The organism is Paraflavitalea soli (assembly GCF_003555545.1).
In the GTDB taxonomy this organism is placed as follows: domain Bacteria; phylum Bacteroidota; class Bacteroidia; order Chitinophagales; family Chitinophagaceae; genus Paraflavitalea; species Paraflavitalea soli.
In genome coordinates this window covers 2,001,725-2,020,511 of sequence record NZ_CP032157.1, presented here as the reverse complement: position 1 = coordinate 2,020,511, position 18,787 = coordinate 2,001,725, and the positions used below count along the sequence as shown (strand labels likewise).

Annotated in this window: 12 protein-coding genes; 2 read left to right on the top strand and 10 right to left on the bottom strand. The window is 49.1% G+C overall.

The genetic code is table 11. The annotated features are described in order from the left end of the window. Positions 1-741: 741 nt before the first annotated feature. From D3H65_RS07410 to D3H65_RS07380, 7 genes are all read right to left on the bottom strand, one after another. Positions 742-1,653 carry a bestrophin family protein gene (locus D3H65_RS07410; protein ID WP_119049650.1) on the bottom strand — a complete coding sequence of 304 codons (912 nt, stop codon included), beginning with the start codon at positions 1,651-1,653 and terminating at the stop codon, positions 742-744. Next, positions 1,598-2,188, bottom strand: a complete 591-nt coding sequence (locus D3H65_RS32835; RefSeq protein WP_162915470.1) for an adenine nucleotide alpha hydrolase family protein — start codon at positions 2,186-2,188, stop codon at positions 1,598-1,600. The genes D3H65_RS07410 and D3H65_RS32835 overlap by 56 nt, the downstream gene beginning before the upstream one ends. A gap of 234 nt (positions 2,189-2,422) precedes the next feature. Continuing rightward, positions 2,423-3,796: a sensor histidine kinase gene (locus tag D3H65_RS07400; protein WP_119049648.1), complete on the bottom strand. Its 1,374-nt coding sequence runs from the start codon at positions 3,794-3,796 to the stop codon at positions 2,423-2,425. Positions 3,797-3,798: 2 nt separating this feature from the next. Beyond that, a complete protein-coding gene (locus tag D3H65_RS07395) occupies positions 3,799-4,479 on the bottom strand; it encodes a response regulator transcription factor (RefSeq protein WP_119049647.1) in 681 nt (226 codons plus the stop codon). A gap of 430 nt (positions 4,480-4,909) precedes the next feature. After that, on the bottom strand, positions 4,910-7,279 hold the full coding sequence (locus tag D3H65_RS07390; RefSeq protein WP_119049646.1) for a TonB-dependent receptor: 2,370 nt from the start codon (positions 7,277-7,279) through the stop codon (positions 4,910-4,912). A gap of 132 nt (positions 7,280-7,411) precedes the next feature. Then, on the bottom strand, positions 7,412-8,164 hold the full coding sequence (locus D3H65_RS07385; RefSeq protein ID WP_119049645.1) for a LytR/AlgR family response regulator transcription factor: 753 nt from the start codon (positions 8,162-8,164) through the stop codon (positions 7,412-7,414). Beyond that, complete coding sequence (locus D3H65_RS07380) at positions 8,142-9,176, bottom strand: sensor histidine kinase (protein ID WP_119049644.1); 1,035 nt, start codon at positions 9,174-9,176, stop codon at positions 8,142-8,144. The genes D3H65_RS07385 and D3H65_RS07380 overlap by 23 nt, the downstream gene beginning before the upstream one ends. A gap of 223 nt (positions 9,177-9,399) precedes the next feature. Here D3H65_RS07380 and D3H65_RS07375 point away from each other — a divergent pair, with 223 nt between their 5' ends. Further along, entirely contained in the window at positions 9,400-11,430 is a 2,031-nt protein-coding gene (locus D3H65_RS07375) for a hypothetical protein (protein ID WP_119049643.1), read from the top strand. Positions 11,431-11,508: 78 nt separating this feature from the next. On the opposite strand, the gene D3H65_RS07370 is transcribed toward D3H65_RS07375, so the two are convergent. Beyond that, positions 11,509-12,105: a nitroreductase family protein gene (locus tag D3H65_RS07370; RefSeq protein WP_119049642.1), complete on the bottom strand. Its 597-nt coding sequence runs from the start codon at positions 12,103-12,105 to the stop codon at positions 11,509-11,511. A 228-nt stretch (positions 12,106-12,333) separates the two neighbouring features. On the opposite strand from D3H65_RS07370, the gene D3H65_RS07365 reads away from it, so the two are divergent. Next, entirely contained in the window at positions 12,334-13,605 is a 1,272-nt protein-coding gene (locus tag D3H65_RS07365; RefSeq protein WP_119049641.1) for a retropepsin-like aspartic protease family protein, read from the top strand. A gap of 73 nt (positions 13,606-13,678) precedes the next feature. Here the strand turns inward: D3H65_RS07365 and D3H65_RS07360 are convergent, their stop codons facing one another. Next, positions 13,679-16,252, bottom strand: a complete 2,574-nt coding sequence (locus D3H65_RS07360; RefSeq protein WP_119049640.1) for an outer membrane beta-barrel family protein — start codon at positions 16,250-16,252, stop codon at positions 13,679-13,681. Between the two features lie 277 nt (positions 16,253-16,529). Then, a complete protein-coding gene (locus D3H65_RS07355; RefSeq protein WP_119049639.1) occupies positions 16,530-18,668 on the bottom strand; it encodes an elongation factor G in 2,139 nt (712 codons plus the stop codon). Between the last annotated feature and the right edge of the window lie 119 nt (positions 18,669-18,787).

Genomic DNA, 18,787 nt, shown 5'->3' with positions numbered 1-18,787 from the left:
ACAGGGTTGCGAATTGGGGGAACTTGCTAAAGAATATATAAGGAAACCCTCGTTATTACGAGGGTTTTTTTTATTTTTAAGCAGATTCCTAACCTTTAAATCAACGTGCGTAATGACTACTTACAACGATTTGCTGCTAATTGTGTTCATTCTTATCACCGTGCCGTGCTTTACGTATTGGATGGGGTACCGGAGTGGCGAGAAATCAGGTGAATTGAGGGTGTATAAGGACATTCATGATAAGAGCCATGCAGACCTGGAAGCGACGCCATCGCTTTCTGATTCTCCGGCTTAGGGGCGTGGGTATGGAGTTTGGAAACGATTCAACCGACTGGAAATATTATACCGTAAACATTTTGATCAGGCAAAGTCTCCGCTTTGCCTTTTTTGTTGCCCTCAAGCGGCCAATCCTTCGGACGGGATTAATGATGTTGGCAAATCGTACAGTGGGGAAATGGGGTAGATTTTTAGTTTAAATTGCTATTTAACATAAGGTTAATTATAAGAAGAAAGCGCAAGCTGGTTTATTAGCCTCAAAACGGCTCAAAACCAGCCTGCGCTTGGATTATATAAGATGCTGAAGGCTTTAAACTGCACAGGTATTCAGCATCTTTTTTTATCGGCAACAGAACGCACGGCAGCGTTACCACCTCGGTTACCGGGCTGGCAAACGCGACGGCGAACTGGAAGCCCGCAGGCGAAACCAGAACCCATAAGCTCCTACCGGTTTCTTCTTTCATTTTACAGCACGTAGTACGCCCTGGCCGGCTTTTCGTATTCCAGGAATTCCTGGTCGCGGAGCATCTGACGCAGGTCTTTTTCGATGTTCCGGGCGATGGTCGTCATGGGTGTATCGGTGGGTTTGTTCTCGAACGGATCCTGTAAATGGATAGCCATTTTCTCGATCAGCAAAAATGAGGCAGATACGGCCATGACCAGCGGGATCTCCAAGAAGCCGAAATACTCGATCACGCCAAACGGCAGCAAGGCGATGAACAACAACAGCGAAAAATGGATGTACAAGCTGTAGGTGCTGGGAAATACGGTATTCTTAATGCGCTCACATTTGCCCATGGCATCGCACAGCCTGGTGATCGTTCTGTCGAGCTCTACCTGCTGGTAACGATTCACCCACCCGTTTTCCAGGGCCCTTTTCAGGTCACGGCCATGCTGCTCGAGCATCGCCGCCGGCACGTTGCTATATTGGCTCACGGCCTCCAGTTCTCGTTTGCCTAGGTATTTGTCGAGCCCTGTGGTGGCCGGCGTACCGCGCAGGTTCTGCCCCAGGCTGTAACACCAGGCTATCTGGCGACGGATCATCCGTTCCCGGAAAAGATGTACATCATCGCCCTGTTCTCCGGTATCTGTAAAAGTGAGTATTTGCCGGGCCAGGGTACGCGATTCGTTGACAATGGAGCCCCAGATATGACGGGCTTCCCACCACCGGTCGTAGGCCTGGTTGCTCCGGAATCCCAACAAGAGGGAGATCACGGTACCCAGTAAGGCCGGAATTGCCAGGGGTATGGAAATGGGCAGCACCCGGTTGGTCTCATGCAAAACGGCTATGAGCGTGGTGTACAGCAGGATGACGAGCAACTCATACTGTATTTTGCCGAATATGTATCGCAGCGGGATATTCTTCTTTAACAGCATAATGATGATCTTTGGTAAGTAATGTTTCTGGAATTCTCTTTCCGGCAGCCGCTGGCTTTTGTACGGGCGTCTGCTCTTGTACTGGTTCTTCTTCGACCAGTTTCCTTTTTGGTTTGAACTCCTTCATCAGCGGCACGCCGCCTTTCTGGAATAAAGGAACCGGGTTTACGCTGCCGCTGTGTACGGACTGGTAAACATAGAAGTCCGGGCATACGATCAGGTCGATCTCGTTGGCATCCACAAAATTCCTGAATACGGCTGCTGTATTGCCGTACTGGTGGCGGATGACGATGCTGCGGATGGTTTTTGGATGCTGCAGCTTTACCCTTTTGCAGGCATTGCGGAAAGCCTCTGTCACGAGGTCGGCATAAGGCAATTTCCCCCGGATATCAAATACATCGCTCACAAAGAACGGGATCTCAAATGCATGGAACAGGATGATGTTGAGTGACTCTCCTTCCAATGACTGGGCTGTTTTATCAGCCAGTTCCAGGGAGGCTACTGAAAAATCTGTAGGGATCAATACATTTCTCATGGTTTCTTTTTTGTATCAATAATTGTTTATCGGATACAAAATTCAGGTGCGCCCATTAGGGTGATCTAAGCAGTGGATTAGAAGCCTGTGAGATGATAATTAGAATATGATAAATGAAATAAGAATACGATAAGAGTGTAAGGTTTCTCTACCTCCGGGTGAGCCGCTTTTGGAAAGCGACCCACTCTTTAAGTGGAAAATGTATTTAACATAATCAATTTGAACGCTATTCGCTTAGGCTACAGCTGGTAAGGAAACCACCACAGTTGTCCCTTTTCCTACCTGCGACTGGATCCTGATATCGCCCTTGTGGAGGCGTATAATGGTGTGGGTCAGGGGAAGGCCAATACCATATCCCTCATAATGAAAGGTATTGGAGGCCCGGAAGAATGGGTCAAAAATGTACTTTATTTCGGCGGCAGGAATACCTATCCCCTCATCCACGATCGCGATGATGATCTTGTTTTCGGAGGTGACTAATGAAAGTAAAACTGATTTATTATCAGAGTATTTACAGCCGTTTAATACAATATTAGTTAAAGCCAGATTAAGCAGGTGATCATTGCCTTTGACTGTTGTTAAGCGCTCATCTTCGGGCAGGTGGAGGCTGATCCTGACGCGGTTGTTGGGCTCAATTTCATCAACAGTTCTTTTGACGTTGAGCAGCAGTTCATCCATCCGGACGATCCCCCACTCCTGCTTCTGGCCATCAAAACCGGATTGGGCCAGTTTGAGCAAACTGGCGGTGAGGTGCTGCAGCCGGACGGCCTCCTGTAATATGACCTGGAGGGATTGCCGGTATTCCTTTTCGGGCCGCTCCCTGGACAGGGCAATTTCGGCCTCCCCTATTATAGTGGTAAGCGGAGTGCGTAACTCATGGGAGGCGTTGCTCACGAAATTGTTCTGGGTCTCAAAGGATGTTTCCAGTCGGTCGAGCATGTTGTTGAAGGTCTGGGCCAGGGCAGTAATCTCATCCTTACCACTCCCCTCCTGCAGCCGCAGGTGCAGGTTGTGGGCACTGATATCTTCTACCCGTTCGGTGATGCGCCTTACCGGTGCGAAAATCCTGCGGGAAAAGAAAAGGCCTACGGTAAATACGGTGATAACCCCTGCAATAAATGTGATTATCAATACTTTTCTTAGATTCTTCAATACCTGATCGCCGTATTCGTTGACGGCAGAACTGATGACAATAGTTTGATGGCCGGTTTCATTGTGGTACAAAATGCCGGCATATTCCACACGCCTGATGGTGGTAAAAGCAGTCTTGCCATTCTGCAGGATAACTGCCTGGTAAAAGTTTTCGGGCAGGGTAAGGCCGGCGTGATCGGTGAGTTTCCGGGCGATGCTATCGTAGCTGAGGATGTATACTTTTTCCCGGGGCAGTGCCGTCAGGTATTCTTTGCGTAGTTCGCTGAAGGCAGCGGTGGAAGTCTCATCATTCTCAAAATGTATGCGGGCGGCGATCTTCGCCCGCAGTTCCAGTCTTTTGAGAAAGTCGTTGAAGGTAAAACGGCTGGCGAAATAATATACAGCCAGGCTGAGGAAAAGGATGATGCCTGCTGTGACCAGGGTAAAGAGCAAAGCGGTTTTGACCTGGATCTTCATGGCTATTGCTCTTTAATGATGTATCCCATGCCGATGACGGTGTGGATCAGTTTGCGGTCGTTGTCATTGCCCAGTTTCTTGCGGAGGTAGTTTACATATACATCGACCACATTGGTGCCCATATTGAAGTCGATGCCCCATACACTTTCCAGCAGCTCAATGCGGGATAAGACCCTGCCGCGGTTGCGGACCATGCATTCGAGCAGGCGGTATTCTGTGGAGGTGAGGCTTATTTCCTGGCCATTGCGGATCACATTTTTGGCAGCGGTATTGACGGTGATGTCGCCAATCTGGATCAGGTCGGCGGACTTGCCGGAGGCGCCGGAGTGGCGGCGGTTGAGGGTGCGGAGGCGGGCTTCGAGTTCGGCAAACTTAAAAGGTTTTACCAAGTAATCGTCGGCGCCACTGTCGAGCCCGGCTACGATGTTTTCGGTGGTGCCCAATGCGGTGAGCATGAGGATGGGAGTATCGATCCCTTCCTTGCGCATCCTTTTGCACAGTTCCAGTCCGTTGATACCGGGCAGCATGATGTCGAGGATCATAATGTCGAAGCTGTTGCCGGTTCCGATCTCCAATCCTGCCTGTCCATCCGGCGCTACGGTAACGGCATAACCACTTTCACTTAGTCCTTTCCGGATCATAGCGGCCACGGCTGCTTCATCTTCAATGAGTAACACTTTCATGGGTACCTGTTTAGAAGGGGCAAAAATAGGTCCTATTTTACAGGGAGGGCATTAGAAAGCGATAAGAAAATGCGGAAGCAAGAATGTAGAATTTAGAATCCAGAAGGGGACAAAAACAAAACGCCCCGTGGAAACGGGGCGGGTAAAACAAAAAATGCATGTGAACCGAAAATGAATGCTGGAATACAAAGTTTAGCAGGCAGCAGAATGATTTTACAAAAGCCCGGGGACCAAGGAAGGCAAGTCAACCCTAACCATGAATCAACGGAGACCTTATTGGCCATACCCGGGCTTTGTGGTTCTTCTCTTCTTACTTAATCCAACGCCACTACGTTTGTCTCATAACGAGTATGTTTGTTTAAAAGGTGAGCCGCTTGGGCTATGCAACGGGCCCTGGCAAAAGCGACCCACCTTTTTACAACGGACCTACCTAAAACTGTAACCGGTACAATATATCCGGGAAAAAGCCTACCTGATTAACAACGCCTACTGCTTTCCTGTCGCGGTTGTACCGCTGAATGAATACATTGTCTCTATTGGTTACGTTCTGGATATCGAGGTAAAAGGTGTGTGACAGTTTGCGTTTGGCACTGTTGAGCCGGATACCAAAGCGGGTATCAAACCGGAGGTAGTTGGAAAACTGCAGGTCGTTGTACCGGCTTTCATCCAGTTGCTCATAGCCGGTGGCATTGGACGCGGCTATATCCACCGGCGTATAATAACGGCCGCCGGACTGGGTGAACTTGATATCGATGGTGAAGGCATTGCGTCCATCGCGGCCCATTTTCCATTCGCGGCCTGCCAGTACATTGACCACGGCTTTGTTGTTGAAGGTGGAATTCCTTTCTATGCGGTCACTGCCCTTGTATTTTGCATCGAATATAGAAGCGGTGGTCAGGAGGTAATAACCTTTGCTGAAGAACTTCTCTACGGTGAGCTCGATACCGGTGTTGGTACCTGTACCGGTGCTTACCAATCCGGCTTTGTCGGGGAAGGTGAAATCTGCTCCGCTGTTGAGGACGGAGAAACCACTGGGGGTTCTTTCTACCGGCGCATGGGAGATGGATTGATGGTAGGCTTCTGCTTTCAATCGCCAGTCGCGGGCAAAGAACCAATCGTATCCGATCACATAATGGTGGGCCCTGGTGAAGTCAAGGTTGCGGTTGGACTGGTCGTAGGTACCATTGGGCAATTTCTCCTGATAGAGGTATACCGGCAAGGGCTGTTGCTGGTGGTGCAAGCCATAACTGAATGTGAGGGTCTGGTTGCCGGCGATCGCATAACTTAAGGATGCCCGTGGCTCCACGGCTGCATCGTCGTTCATGCCATAATATATACCGTGGAGACCGGCATTGAGGGATAGTTTATCGGTGAACCGGTATTTGCCCTGCACATACGGCTGCACTAACCAGGCATTGTCATTATAATCGCGGGTGGTTTCCCAATCGGGTTTGTCCTCGCGGGTGCGCATCCAGGTGTCCAGGCCAATCAGTTCAGCCAGCATGCCACCCCGCATGGTGAAGCGGCTGCTGATCTTGGAATTGATGAAGGAAGAGAAACGCCAGCCGGTGTTTACGGTAGACTGCTCTGACATGAACTTGCGTTCGGGCAGTGAATCAAAATGCTGGTAGCTGGTCCCTTCATTGGACACATAGGAATAGGATACCATGGTACGGAGGTAACTGTTGCGGCCCAGGTCGAGGGTATGTTTGAGACCTACGACGCCAATTCTTGATTTGAAATAGTTGTCTTCATCACGGTTGGCAAAGAGGTCGGTAGAATCGAGATCTGCGCCAATCATGTCGATGCTGCTGGTGCCGCCCATACCGAAGATGCTGAACTTGCCCCATTGGGATTTGGCAAAGTTGAGGTGGAAGATAAGGTCCTGGTATTTGGGTACGGCTGCTGTGCCGATGTCGAACCCGAGGGATTGTCCTATCTGTGCAAAAGAATAGCGGTAGCCAACGAGGAAGGAAGAGCCGTTCTTGCTTTTGCTTAAAGGTCCTTCGAGCATGGCTTCCAGTCCACTGAACATATTCAACTGGATGGTCTTTTCAAACTTGTCTTTGTTACCGGTACGCAATCCAATATCAAACACGGCCCCGGTGGCGTTGCCAAATTCGGCCGGGAAGGCGCCTGTATAAAAGTCGGAGTTTTTCAGGGCGTTGGTATTTAAAGCGCTTACAGGACCACCGGTGGTTCCCAGGGTGGAGAAGTGATTGGGATTGGGAATGGGAATGCCTTCCATGCGCCACAATACGGCGGTGGGTGCATTGCCCCGTACCACGATATCGTTGCGCGAATCGTTGGTATTGGCTACGCCGGCAAAGTTGCTGGCCAGTTTGGCCGGATCGTTGCGTCCGCCTGCATAGCGTGTTACATCATCCATACTAAAAGAGCGGGAACTGCTGCCGGCAAATTCATTGGAGACCATGCCTTTTCTTGTTCTGCCAGCGGTGACGGTGACGGTATTCAATGCTGCGATCTGCTGATCGAGGGGCACATCGAGAATTACCTGTTTACCGGAGGTGACCAATACTTCGGGAATGGTTACCGTTTTGTAGCCGATGCAGGTAAATGATACGTGGTGACGACCCAATGGAACGGCTGGTAATACAAACCGGCCCAGTGAATCGGTGGTAGCACCAAGGCGGGTGCCCACGATGCTCACAGATACATTGGCCAGGGGGCGTTCGGAGGCTTTATCAATGACGGTGCCGGTTAGTGTTTGTGTGTTGTTTTGAGCAAAGGATCGCAGGCAGCTAATGAATAGCAGCAAGACGACAAGTGAATGTTTCATATATAGGTTGATGTTACTGGTATAAAATTGCGTACTGTTTGCTGTGTGCAAAAACGAAGTATACCAGTATAGAAAACTATGCGACGTGTTTACTGTATGTGTAGACAACAGGAAAAGAGAATACCCCTATACTTACATCAATTTTTGTGGATCGATGATACGGAAGAGGTCATCGCGGTAGGAATCACTGATGGGTATAATATGGTGTTGAATGTAAATGCGGTTCTTACGAATGGAAGTTATCTTGTCGACGGAGACGATGAATGATTTGTGAATGCGGATAAATCTATTGAGGGGTAATTTTTCTGTGATGGCTTTCATGGGCAGGCGGGTAATGATGGGTTTGTCTGACCCCTGTACATAGATCTTGATATAATCTTTTAGCCCTTCAATGAAGTAAATATGGCTGATGGTAATCTTGACGAGGTTGTATTCTACGTTCACAAAGAAATAATCAGCCACTTCAGGCGTGGGGCCTGTTGGAGATGCCGGCACAGCGGATAGCGTGGGCGCATTCCTGAGTGCATGGTATTCGGCGGCCTTGTTGACGGCTTTCAGGAAGCGTTCGAAGGCTACGGGTTTTACCAGGTAATCGAGTACATCGAGTTCAAAGCCGTCGAGAGCATATTTCTTATAGGCGGTCACAAAAATAACCATGGGCCTGCTGCTCATAGCGGACAGGCTTTGCAGGAATTGGGTGCCGGTGATGCCGCCCATCTGTATGTCGAGAAAGATGAGGTCTACAGATTCGCGGAGCATGACATCCATGGCTTCATAGGCATTGGTACAACGGCCCACGAGCTGCAGGAAAGGAATACGCCGGATATTGTCTTCCAATAATTCCAGGGACAGCATTTCATCATCAACAGCCAGACACCTGATCATGCAAATTGAGTTTTAGTGATGCTTTGAAATAAGCGCCATTCTTCGACACGCTCATGGAATGCTTGTGGGGATACAGGAGCTTTAAGCGCCGCTCGAGGTTGACCAATCCAATACCGGAGGTCTTATCCCTTGTTTCCAGCACCTTGTCGTTGTATTTATTGTGTACGGATAGGAACAGGCCTTCCTGCTCCACATTGAGGCGGATATCGATCTCCGGATCATTGATGAGGCCGATCCCGTGTTTGAAAGCATTTTCGATAAGGGGTATAAGCAGCATGGGTTCTATGCAGGGATCGGAAGGCAGAGGCCTGTTGACGGAAAAGCTGATCTTCACATTGTATCCAAACCGCAGGGTTTGCAGGTCTATATAGCTTTGTATATAGTCTATTTCTTTGGATAGATTAACCTTTTCCTGGTCGGATTCATACAACATATAATGCATGAGGTTGCTGAGCTCGATGAGTGCAGGCTCGAGCTTGTCGCTTTTTTTACGGGCGAGGGCGACCATGCTGTTGAGGGTATTGAACATAAAGTGGGGACTTACCTGTGAACGGAGAAAGGACAACTCCATCACCATGCTCTCTTTCTGTTTATTCTCCTGTTTCATCACTTCCATGATGAAGCGATAGGCAGTACCGGTACCCATTACAAACAGCACCACGAAGAACTTAGTAACAATATGGGCCCAGATGATGGGGGTGGGCATTTCGGCAAAAAAATTGGTGGCATAACCTGACACCAGGGCAATAAACAGGCAGATGAGGAGGGTAAGGGCCAGGTAGCTGAAGAGCTTTCTCTTCACCAGGAAACGGGGGTATAATACATAGGCGCTGGTATAACAGGAAATGGTAGCCAGGGCGGTCATGATAAACATGGGAATATTGTAGAAATTCCTGTTGGCAGGGTCTTTTGATTCCTTCAATGGCATGAGGAAGATGGGCACCATGACGATCAACGTGGTAAACAATACGTGCAGCAGGATATTGACCAGGTGTTTGCGGGATATTTGCATAGTATAGGGAACAAAAATACCCCTTTCGGGGCAGTTACAAGGGAATGCAGACGATCGGGCGTGGATTTGCGACAAGGCGGAGGAATGTGTAGATGAAAAGCTATTAGGTGTTAGGTTTTAGCTTTTAGCGTCTGTGGATGGCACAGTTGACAACCAGCGGAAAGGAGCCTATATTTGCCCGGAACTGCCCGCGAAACATTGGACATATAATTAATATCAATTGATGAAGTACAAATTCTTTTGTCTTATCCTCCTGGTGGCTATTACGGGTTGTGCCGCTGAATCGGCTGATAGCCGTATCGCTCCTGCCGGCACGCATTTGATCAATATATCTCCGGGACGTGACCTCTGGAATACGACGGGCCGCAAAAATCCGGAACTGTTGTTTGATAAAAGTATTGCGGACGGGAACAAGACGGACCAGGAGTACTTTATGAACAATGACTTTGCCAAACCGATGGTCTTCTTTATATCTCTTGGCGATAGCTGTTATGATAAACTGGCCATTGATTATTTTCATGGACATGGGGCCAGCAACTGGACGATCACAGTATATGACAGCAACCGGGTGCAGAAAGGTGAATACAAGATCACGGGTGGAAGTAATAAGTGGGATCTGCTGCAGGGTGACCTGAGCAGCATCAGCAGCCCGATCCGGTTTATCCGTTTCCAATCGGCTGACCCTTCTTCTGATGTACGTGAAATACGTATCTATGGCAATGGGGTGGCTAAGTGTTCTCCCATTGTACCGGTAGTGGCGGCTAAGTCATTTCCTGATCCGGGTATCAGCTTCCAGGGAGGTTCTTCCATCGGCGGAAAAGATGTTACGTATATGAAACTGCAAAGCGGGCTTCCGCTGTATGGCTCATTCCGCTCTCCTTCGAATGTATTCAACTGGGTGCATGACTTTAAGGCGCCCATCGATCAGCAGGCTTTTGAGATTGATAAATATGGCGACTTTGATAAAAATACGCTGAGCTTTCACAAGAGCATGGGCACACCGGTGATGCTGTATATCAATGGCGCCAATGTGAAGACGGTACCTGGGCTGAAGACGGCGGATGATTATAATGCGATGACGCAAACGAATGTGTTCAAAGATATTCCCCCGGGATCGGACAGTACGGCTTATGAACCCTGGACGAAAAGTCATGGCAGGCTGTGGAAAGTGATGGCGCACCTTTGGGGGAGCAACCGCAATGATGTATTGCCGGATAGCTATAAAATATATGGGGCCAGTCACCCCAACCTCGCGGCGGGGCAGGATAAGATCAAAGTATTTGAGATCGGTAATGAGGACGATAAGACCTGGTTTGGCCTCACTGGGTACCACTCTCCCACTGTGCTGTTGCAAAAACTAAAGGCGGCCTGGGATGCTATTAAAACAACAGACCCGAATGCCAAGGTATACCTGGGGGCCTTGCTGAGTGCGGATACGGTGCAGTGGAAGGCACTGTATTTTCTTAACTACTGGCTGTATCCCGGTCAGCCGTTTCCGGCAGATGGTTTTTGTTTTAACCAATACATCAGCAACCGGTATGGCGGTCAGAGTCACCATACGGATGCGGATGCGGTGAGCCCGGAACAATTCCAGGTAACGGAGCGGATCACGAGCTACCGGAACTTCCGCGACCGGTATTTCCCGGGTAAGGGATTGCGCTGGACGGAGATCGGCTATGCAGTGGGGAACAGTGATTACAACGTGAAATCGGTACCCGGCATTCCGGATACGATCGTGGCGGCCAACTTCATGGTGCGTACGCTGGAGCGTGCAGCGGTGGTGCCCAACGGGCTGGAGGTGGTCTATAATTATTTCCATACTTCTGATGGGTCGGGCGTGTTTGGCAGCATGTATATGGTGCGGGAGCAATTTGATCCTACTACCTATGCTTATAGCGGATCGCACAGGATGCCGATCTGGTGGTGGTATGCCACGCGGATGAATGTGCTGCACGATTACAAAGGCTGGTCGACAATGGTGAAGAATGGCGATAGTACGGGTATAACGGTGACGCGGTACGACCATAAAACAAATCCTGCACTACAAGTATATTATGTGTGCCGCGGCACGTATGATGGTTCTGTTTCTAAAAACTATCCGGTGAATGTGGGTAAAGCCACGAAGGCTACGCTGGTAACGCTGACGGTGGGTAAAGAAGAAGGCTCCAGAACGGAGCTGCCGGTGAAAGGGGGCGTAGTCGTTGTGCCCCTTGTAAACGAAGCACCGCAGTATATTATAACGTCACAACCTTAGGAAGTTTCGGACATACTTAAAAAAGGTGAGCCACCCTGCCGTGCCGAAAGGCCGGGCTACAGGGTGACCCTCCTTTATCTATTTTATCCAATTCACTTTTTCTTCGATGCTGCCTCTCCTGCCATCGGTGGAGGGTACACGGATATAACCGAGGTAAAAGAATCCCATGAGTTTGTCATCGGGGCCGAGGTTGAACAAAGGTTTGGCTTCTTCAATAAAAGTGATACCGCCGGTACTCCAATAAGCACCGATGCCATAAGCATTGGCGGTAAGGTGCATATTCTGTACAGCGGCTGCCACAGCTGCTATTTCCTCCATTTCGGGAATATCCTGGTGGCGTTTCATGCCGATGGCAATAACATGGGAGGCCAGCAAGGGGATCTTTTGCAGCTGCTCGTACTTACCCTGTTTGAACTTTGGGCCTGCAAATTCCTTATATATAACAGCTTGCTGTTGTGCTAATGTATTGCGCCCTTCACCGCTGAATACGGTAAAACGCCAGGGTTCGGTGAGTTTATGGGTAGGCGCCCAGTTGGCATTCTCCAGCAGCTGCCAGATGATGTCATCGGGAATGGGTTTTCCCGGTTCAAATTGTTGGGTGAATACGCTGCGCCTGGTGCGGATGACCTGGTTTATTAGGGAGGGTGATGAAGTTACAGACTGTTGATCGATCATTGTTTTTCTTTGAAGGTGCAAAGGTAAAATACTCAAGACAGGAATAATTACGAATAGAGGAAAATGTACGCCTTCGACAGGCTCAGGCTGACATCTGTTTAGGCTTTGACAAGCTCAGCCCGACAAAGGCAGCGCATTTCATGACGCGGTTTCAACAATTCACATATCCTTAACTAATATTAGTGAGGGTATTGTTACTACTTTGCAACCTGTTTTAACTTATTATATATGAGAATATTAATCGTGCTAGCGGTACTGTTTGCGACATATGCTTTGCATGCTGAAACGAATCCCCCACTCGACAGTTTGCTTCAAAGGCGGCATTATTTTCAATTGCGGGAAGCGCTGGCATCTCCCGGCAAGGAAGCATTGCCTGAACATCGCCGGTTGTACTTCCAGGCCTTTGTACACAATTTCTTTCATGAGCTGCCGGCTTCCAATAAGGAAATCGCGCTGGTGTTTAGGAAATACAGCCAACAATTCACGGATAAAGAGCTGGGGCGCCTGCTGGGCAAGAAGATCGATAACCACGCCAAGTTGTACGAATACAAAGAAGCGCATGCCACCAGCCAGCTGTTGCTGGCCAAATATGGCCATACGCTTTCGGAGGAAGAACGTACGGATGTGATCAATTCGGACCTGATCTGGAAGGGGTTGGAGAAAGTGCCGGCACAACGTACACGCATCAATAAGGACAGCCGTATTGGCTATAAACGGGATATTGCCGGACTGATCAATGTGCCGGTAGGATTTGCCGACAGCACCTTCGACTTTGTATTTGATACAGGGGCCAACTTATCGGTGATCACTGAAAGCTATGCGCTCAAAGCAGGACTGGATGTAAAGGATGTCGTATTTAAAGTACGCGCCATCACAGGTATTGAAGTGAATGCCAAACTGGGCATCGCGAAAACGCTGAAGCTGGGTGATGTGGAAGTAGACAATGTAGTGTTTATCGTTTTTCCGGACAGTGTGTTGTCTTTTGCGGGCGGCGCCTACAAGATCAGGGGTATCATTGGGTTTCCTGTAATCGAACAGCTACAGGAAGTGCGTATCGACAAAACAGGTTTTATCACGGTGCCGCAGGAAGCGGTGAACAAATCCATCCGCAATTTTGGTATTGATGAGCTTACGCCGGTGATCCATATAGGGGTGAATAAAGACTCGCTGGCTTTTACTTTCGATACGGGCGCGCAGACAACTGATCTCAACGAACCTTTCTTCAATCAATACAAAGCGGCCATTGAAGCCACGGGCAAGATCTATGACATGCAGCAGGGCGGCGCAGGCGGTTATACGACCAGCAAAGCATGGCGGGTGCCCACTACTATTTTTACGGTGGGCGGTCAATCGGTGTCAATACCGGACCTGGGGGTGAAGACGACCAGCTCCAATAGTAAGGACCGGTTTTATTATGGCAACCTGGGACAGGATGTGATGTCGCAGTTCAGGGAGCTGGTGATCAATTTCAGGTATATGTATGTGGACTTTGTGAAGTAAGGGTTTCGGGTTTCGAGTGTAGTGTTTCGGGTTGCTGTCACGCTTTGAATGGCTGACTAAAAGTAACCCGTTATTAGCCGCGGTCTCCGCCGCCTTCTTCGTTTCCGCTGCCTTCACCACCACCCTTGCGTTTGAAGAGGTTGAAGTCGGCTTTACCAAACTTATAGGTAAAGGTGATGCGGAAGCTGCGTACGTTGCGGCGGCGGTAGGAGTCCTGGTAGAAATTCTCCGTATCGTAAATGGTGCCCCACCGACGCGAGTTGAATACATCATTAACGCTGAAAGTAAGGGTTCCCTTATTGCCTTTCAGGAAATCCTTGCGCAGGGCGGCATCTACGCTCAACTGGTCCTTGCGCTTACCCTGGGGTAATATTTCGGGCGACTCATATTCTCCAATGGTCTGGAAGCTGAGTTTATCAAATATCTTATTCTTACTGGCAATACGGTAATTGGCAATGAGCTTGGCCTCCCAATTAAAGCCTTCATTGCTGAGGTCGATCTTTTCGAGCTTCGCATTCACTTTTGTATACTGCATGGAAACGGTAGGCGTAAAGTCGAAGTTCTTGCCTATTTTCTGCTGCAGGGTCAATTCACTGCCCCATACATTTTCTGTATTGGCATTGATAAAGGTGCTGAGAATGGCATTGGGATCAACAGCGGCATTGTTGAGCTGCTCGTATTGCTGTGCAGAAATGGTATCGCTGAACTGGGTGATCTCTCCATCGGTATGGCGATAATATACCACACCCAGGAAACTACCGGAGCTATAGGTCTTATTGTAGTTGAACTCAAATGAATTGGTGAACTCGGGTTTGAGGGAAGGATTACCCTGCCTCAGATTGAGTGGATCGTTGATGTCCACAAAGGGATTCATCTGCCAGAAATTGGGCCGGCGGATACGACGGGTATAGTTGACCTGGATATCCTGGCTTTCACTCAGCGCTTTGGTGATAAATAGGCTGGGAAACAAGGCATCGAAGATGTTATCGATCTTTTCGGGATAGGTGTATCCAAACTTCTTTGCACTGTCAATCAACTCGCCATCGAACTTTGAATATTCTGCGCGAAGACCCAACTGGTAACTGACAGGACCCAGTTTACTGCTGTAGGTCGCATAAGCAGCATTGACCATTTCGCGGTACTTGTAATTATTGCTCAATGACAATTTGGTCTCTGTACCATTGGCTACGGAGAAGGCATTGAACTGGCTGCGATAGTTGTTGATATAGGAACGGAGGCCGGTCTCAAATTTGGTATGCTCGCCCTTGGGATCAGTAAAATCTACCTGTACGGTTACCTGGTCGTTGTCGTCATTGCCATCATTGCGAACGATATTGGTATTGGCAGCCGGTGTACCATCGGGTTTGTAATAATGATTTGTGATGAGGGAATTGTTGGTACCTCCTCCTGTATTGTAACTGATATCGGCATTCAACTCCTTGCCGGATTCGGAAAACTTGTGCTTGTACAGGAACTGGGTATTGCTCCTGTTGAAATTGTTGCTGCTGTTGGCTAAGCGGTCGCCGTATTGTGTGAGCTCATTGTTGAGGTTGGTATACCGCTGGTCCTGGGTTTCGTCGTTGCTTTCCTTACCGGTTACGAAGTTCTGGGAAATGGTGAAGGTGTTGCGGTTATCCATGAAGTAATCAACACCAAAACGTACGGAACCAAACTTGCGGAGGCGATCGCCTTCGGATTGCTGGTTGAAATAATCGGTGGCAATACCGGCTTTCCTGTTCTGGCGGAATGATTTGCTTTTGGCAATACCACCAGACTGGTTGTAGTTGCCGCTGGCAAAGAAATTGAATTTATTCTGGCGCAGGTTGAGGGTGAGGTTGCCATTGAGGATATCGGGATAACCGGCTCCTATAGATGCCAATCCATTAAGGCCGAGTTTCTTGTTCTTCTTCAGGATCACATTTATGACACCACCGGTACTGGCAGCATCGAATTTGGCAGACGGGTTGGTGATGAGCTCTACTCTTTCAATGTTATCAGCGGGTATCTGATCGAGGGTAAGGATGGTAGGACGACCATCTACAAAGATCTGTGGGGAACTGTTGCGCAGGGTCACGTTGCCATCTACATCCACACTCACAGAAGGTATATTCTTCATGACATCAATAGCGGTGCCACCTGCAGCGGTAAGACTTTTGTCGACATCAAAGAATTTGCGGTCGATGCCCATCTGCAGGGCTGGCTTTTGACCCACCACAGTAACTACACCGAGTGTAGCAGCATCCTGTTCGAGTTTTATATTGCCGAGATCTTGTTCTATGGCACCGCCTCCACTGGCTTTGCGGTGGAAGGTTACCTGCTGATTAATCTCCTTGAAGCCAATAGCGGTAATATTGAGGCGGTAAGCAGCGAATGTGGGAAGGTTCTCTACACTAAAGTCACCATTGGGTTTGGTAAGCATCCCACCAGCGAGGCTGTCCCTGGACTGACCTGTATTGTCTTTCAGGATAATAAACAAACGTACGGAGGCGGCTTCCACGCCTTTATTGGTTTTACCGTCCACGACCCTTCCATACAAATGACCATTTGCCTCACCACCTTTGTGTTCACCCGCAGGCCGGTTCCTTTCCTGTGCCTGTATATTGATCACTAAACATACGAAGGCCAATAAACTTCCAATATTCTTCATTACCAGGTAAAAATTATCTTCAATAATGGGTTGACTATCTTATGAATACAGGTTAGACGTCTTTTGGGTGGCATCCTTGCAGGAGTGGGGATTTTGGCTTTGTTTTAACAAATAAGGGAATAGTCAATATTGAATAGTGAAATCGTTTGGCCTTAGACGCCTTCGACAGGCTCAGGCTGACATCCGTAAAAAAAAAACAGGCTATCTGCTTTGGGCAAATAGCCTGTTGCACTGGTAAGCACCTTTCACATACTGGTAAGCACGCTTTCAATAGTTGTCAGGCTTCTTCTTTGGCAAGTCTATGGTAGTCATCCTGTAGTTTTTTCTGTACCTCACTAGGTACGGCGGCATAATCTTCAAACTTCATATTGAACTTGGCCCGTCCCTGTGTGATGGACCGCAGGGAAGAAGAGTAATCGTGCATTTCGGCGAGGGGTACTTTGGCCAGGATCCTGGTAAAATGGCCTTCTGTATCCATCCCCTCCACGATGGCCCTGCGGGTCTGGAGATCACCGATCACGGAACCGGTGAGGTCATCGGGGCAAAGGACTTCCACATGATAGATAGGTTCCAGTATCTGTGGATCGGCCTGGGCAAAAGCCTGCTTAAAGGCCATCAGGCCGGCAATCTTAAAAGAGATATCATTGGAATCGACAGGGTGCATTTTGCCATCATACACGGATACGCGCACATCGCGTACAAAAGAGCCAGTTTGGGGGCCTTCGTGCATTTTTTCCATCACGCCTTTCAGGATGGAAGGCAGGAAGCGAGTATCGATGGCGCCACCCACAATACAATTGTAATACACGAGTTTGCCGCCCCAGTCCAGTGGATGTTCTTCTCGTGCGCGTACGTTCAATCCCTTTGGATCGGGCATGCCTTCGTACCAGGGTTCTATGCGCATGAACACTTCTCCAAACTGGCCATTGCCGCCCGACTGTTTCTTGTGGCGGTAACTGGATTCGGCCATGCGGCGGATGGTCTCGCGGTAAGGTATGCGTGGCCGGGTGAATTTCACTTCCACCCCATGCAGGTGTTCTATGCGCCAGCGAATAACGCTGAGGTGTAATTCGCCCAGGCAATGGATGATGGTTTGTTTCAGCTCCTGGGAAAACTCCACGCGTACGGTAGGGTCTTCTTCGGGCAACTGGTGAAGGGCCACGGACAGCTTCTCCTCCTCGCCTTTCTTCACGGATTCGATGGCCATGCTCATATTGGCTGCCGGGAATATGATGGGTTCCAGCTCGAGGTTCTTTCCTTTTTCATGCAAGGTATTGTTGACATGGGTATTCTTTAGTTTCAGGGTAGCGCCTATATCACCAGCTACCAGTTCGGGTACATTGATGCGTTTGTTGCCTTCGACCACAAACAACTGGTTGAGCTTTTCTGATGCACCGGTGGTCTCATTGACGAGCTCCATACCACTTTTAATGGTGCCCGAATACACTTTGAAGAAAGAGAGCTCGCCTACATGGGGTTCTGACATAGTTTTATAGATGAAGAGGCAGGCAGGGCCTGAGGCATCACAGGTAAGGTTTTGCTGGCCGCTTACCAGTTTTGCTGCTGCGCGCATTTCATTGGCGCTGGGGCATACATTGTCGATGAATCCCATGAGTCGTCCACTGCCCATATTGCGTTCGGCAGAGAGGCAAAACAAGGGGAAGAGATCGTGGTTGATCATGGCTTTCTTCATGCCCTCTTTCATTTCGTCTTCGTCGAGCTCACCTTTGTCGAAATATTTTTCCATGAGGGCTTCGTCATTCCCGGCGATGGCTTCTACCAGTTCGCGGTGGAGTTCATCGGCCCTGGCTTTTTCTTCTTCGGGGATGGGCAGTTTTTCGGGTTTGCCTCCGGCATCATGAAATTTGTACATGGTCATGCGGAGCACATCGATGATGGCATGAAAACCCACGCCCTGCTGCTGTGGGTATTGCACTACCACTACTTTATTGCCAAAATGGTTTTTGGCTTCCCGCACGGTGGTATCGAAGTCGGCATTGTCATCATCGAGTTTATTAACGGCAAAGATCATGGGTGTTTTGAATTGCTCGGTGTACTCCCATATGATGTCGGTGCCTACTTCTACGCCCATCACTGCATTGAGGAGCATGACGCCGGTATCGGCCACGCGAAGGGCGGACACTACTTCGCCGGCAAAATCATCGTATCCGGGGGTATCAATAATGTTGATCTTATAACCGCGCCACTTGGAGTGGAGTAAGGTGGAGAAGATGGAGTTGCCTCTTTCCTGTTCCAGTTCATGGTAATCTGAAACGGTATTGCGCTCCTGTACGGAGCCGCGGCGGGTGATAAGGCCTGCTTCGAAGAGCATGCATTCCGCCAATGTTGTCTTGCCGGCGCCGGCATGGCCCAGCAAGACTATATTTTTTACGTGTGAAGTATCGAATTCCGGCATAGCAAAGGTTTTTTAATGTTTGAAGTATAGCATATATGGTTAGTACGATCGAGCATTCAGGGGATAGGGAATTGCTACGTCTTTGGGGTGGCAAGGACGTAGAATACAGTAGCGTACCG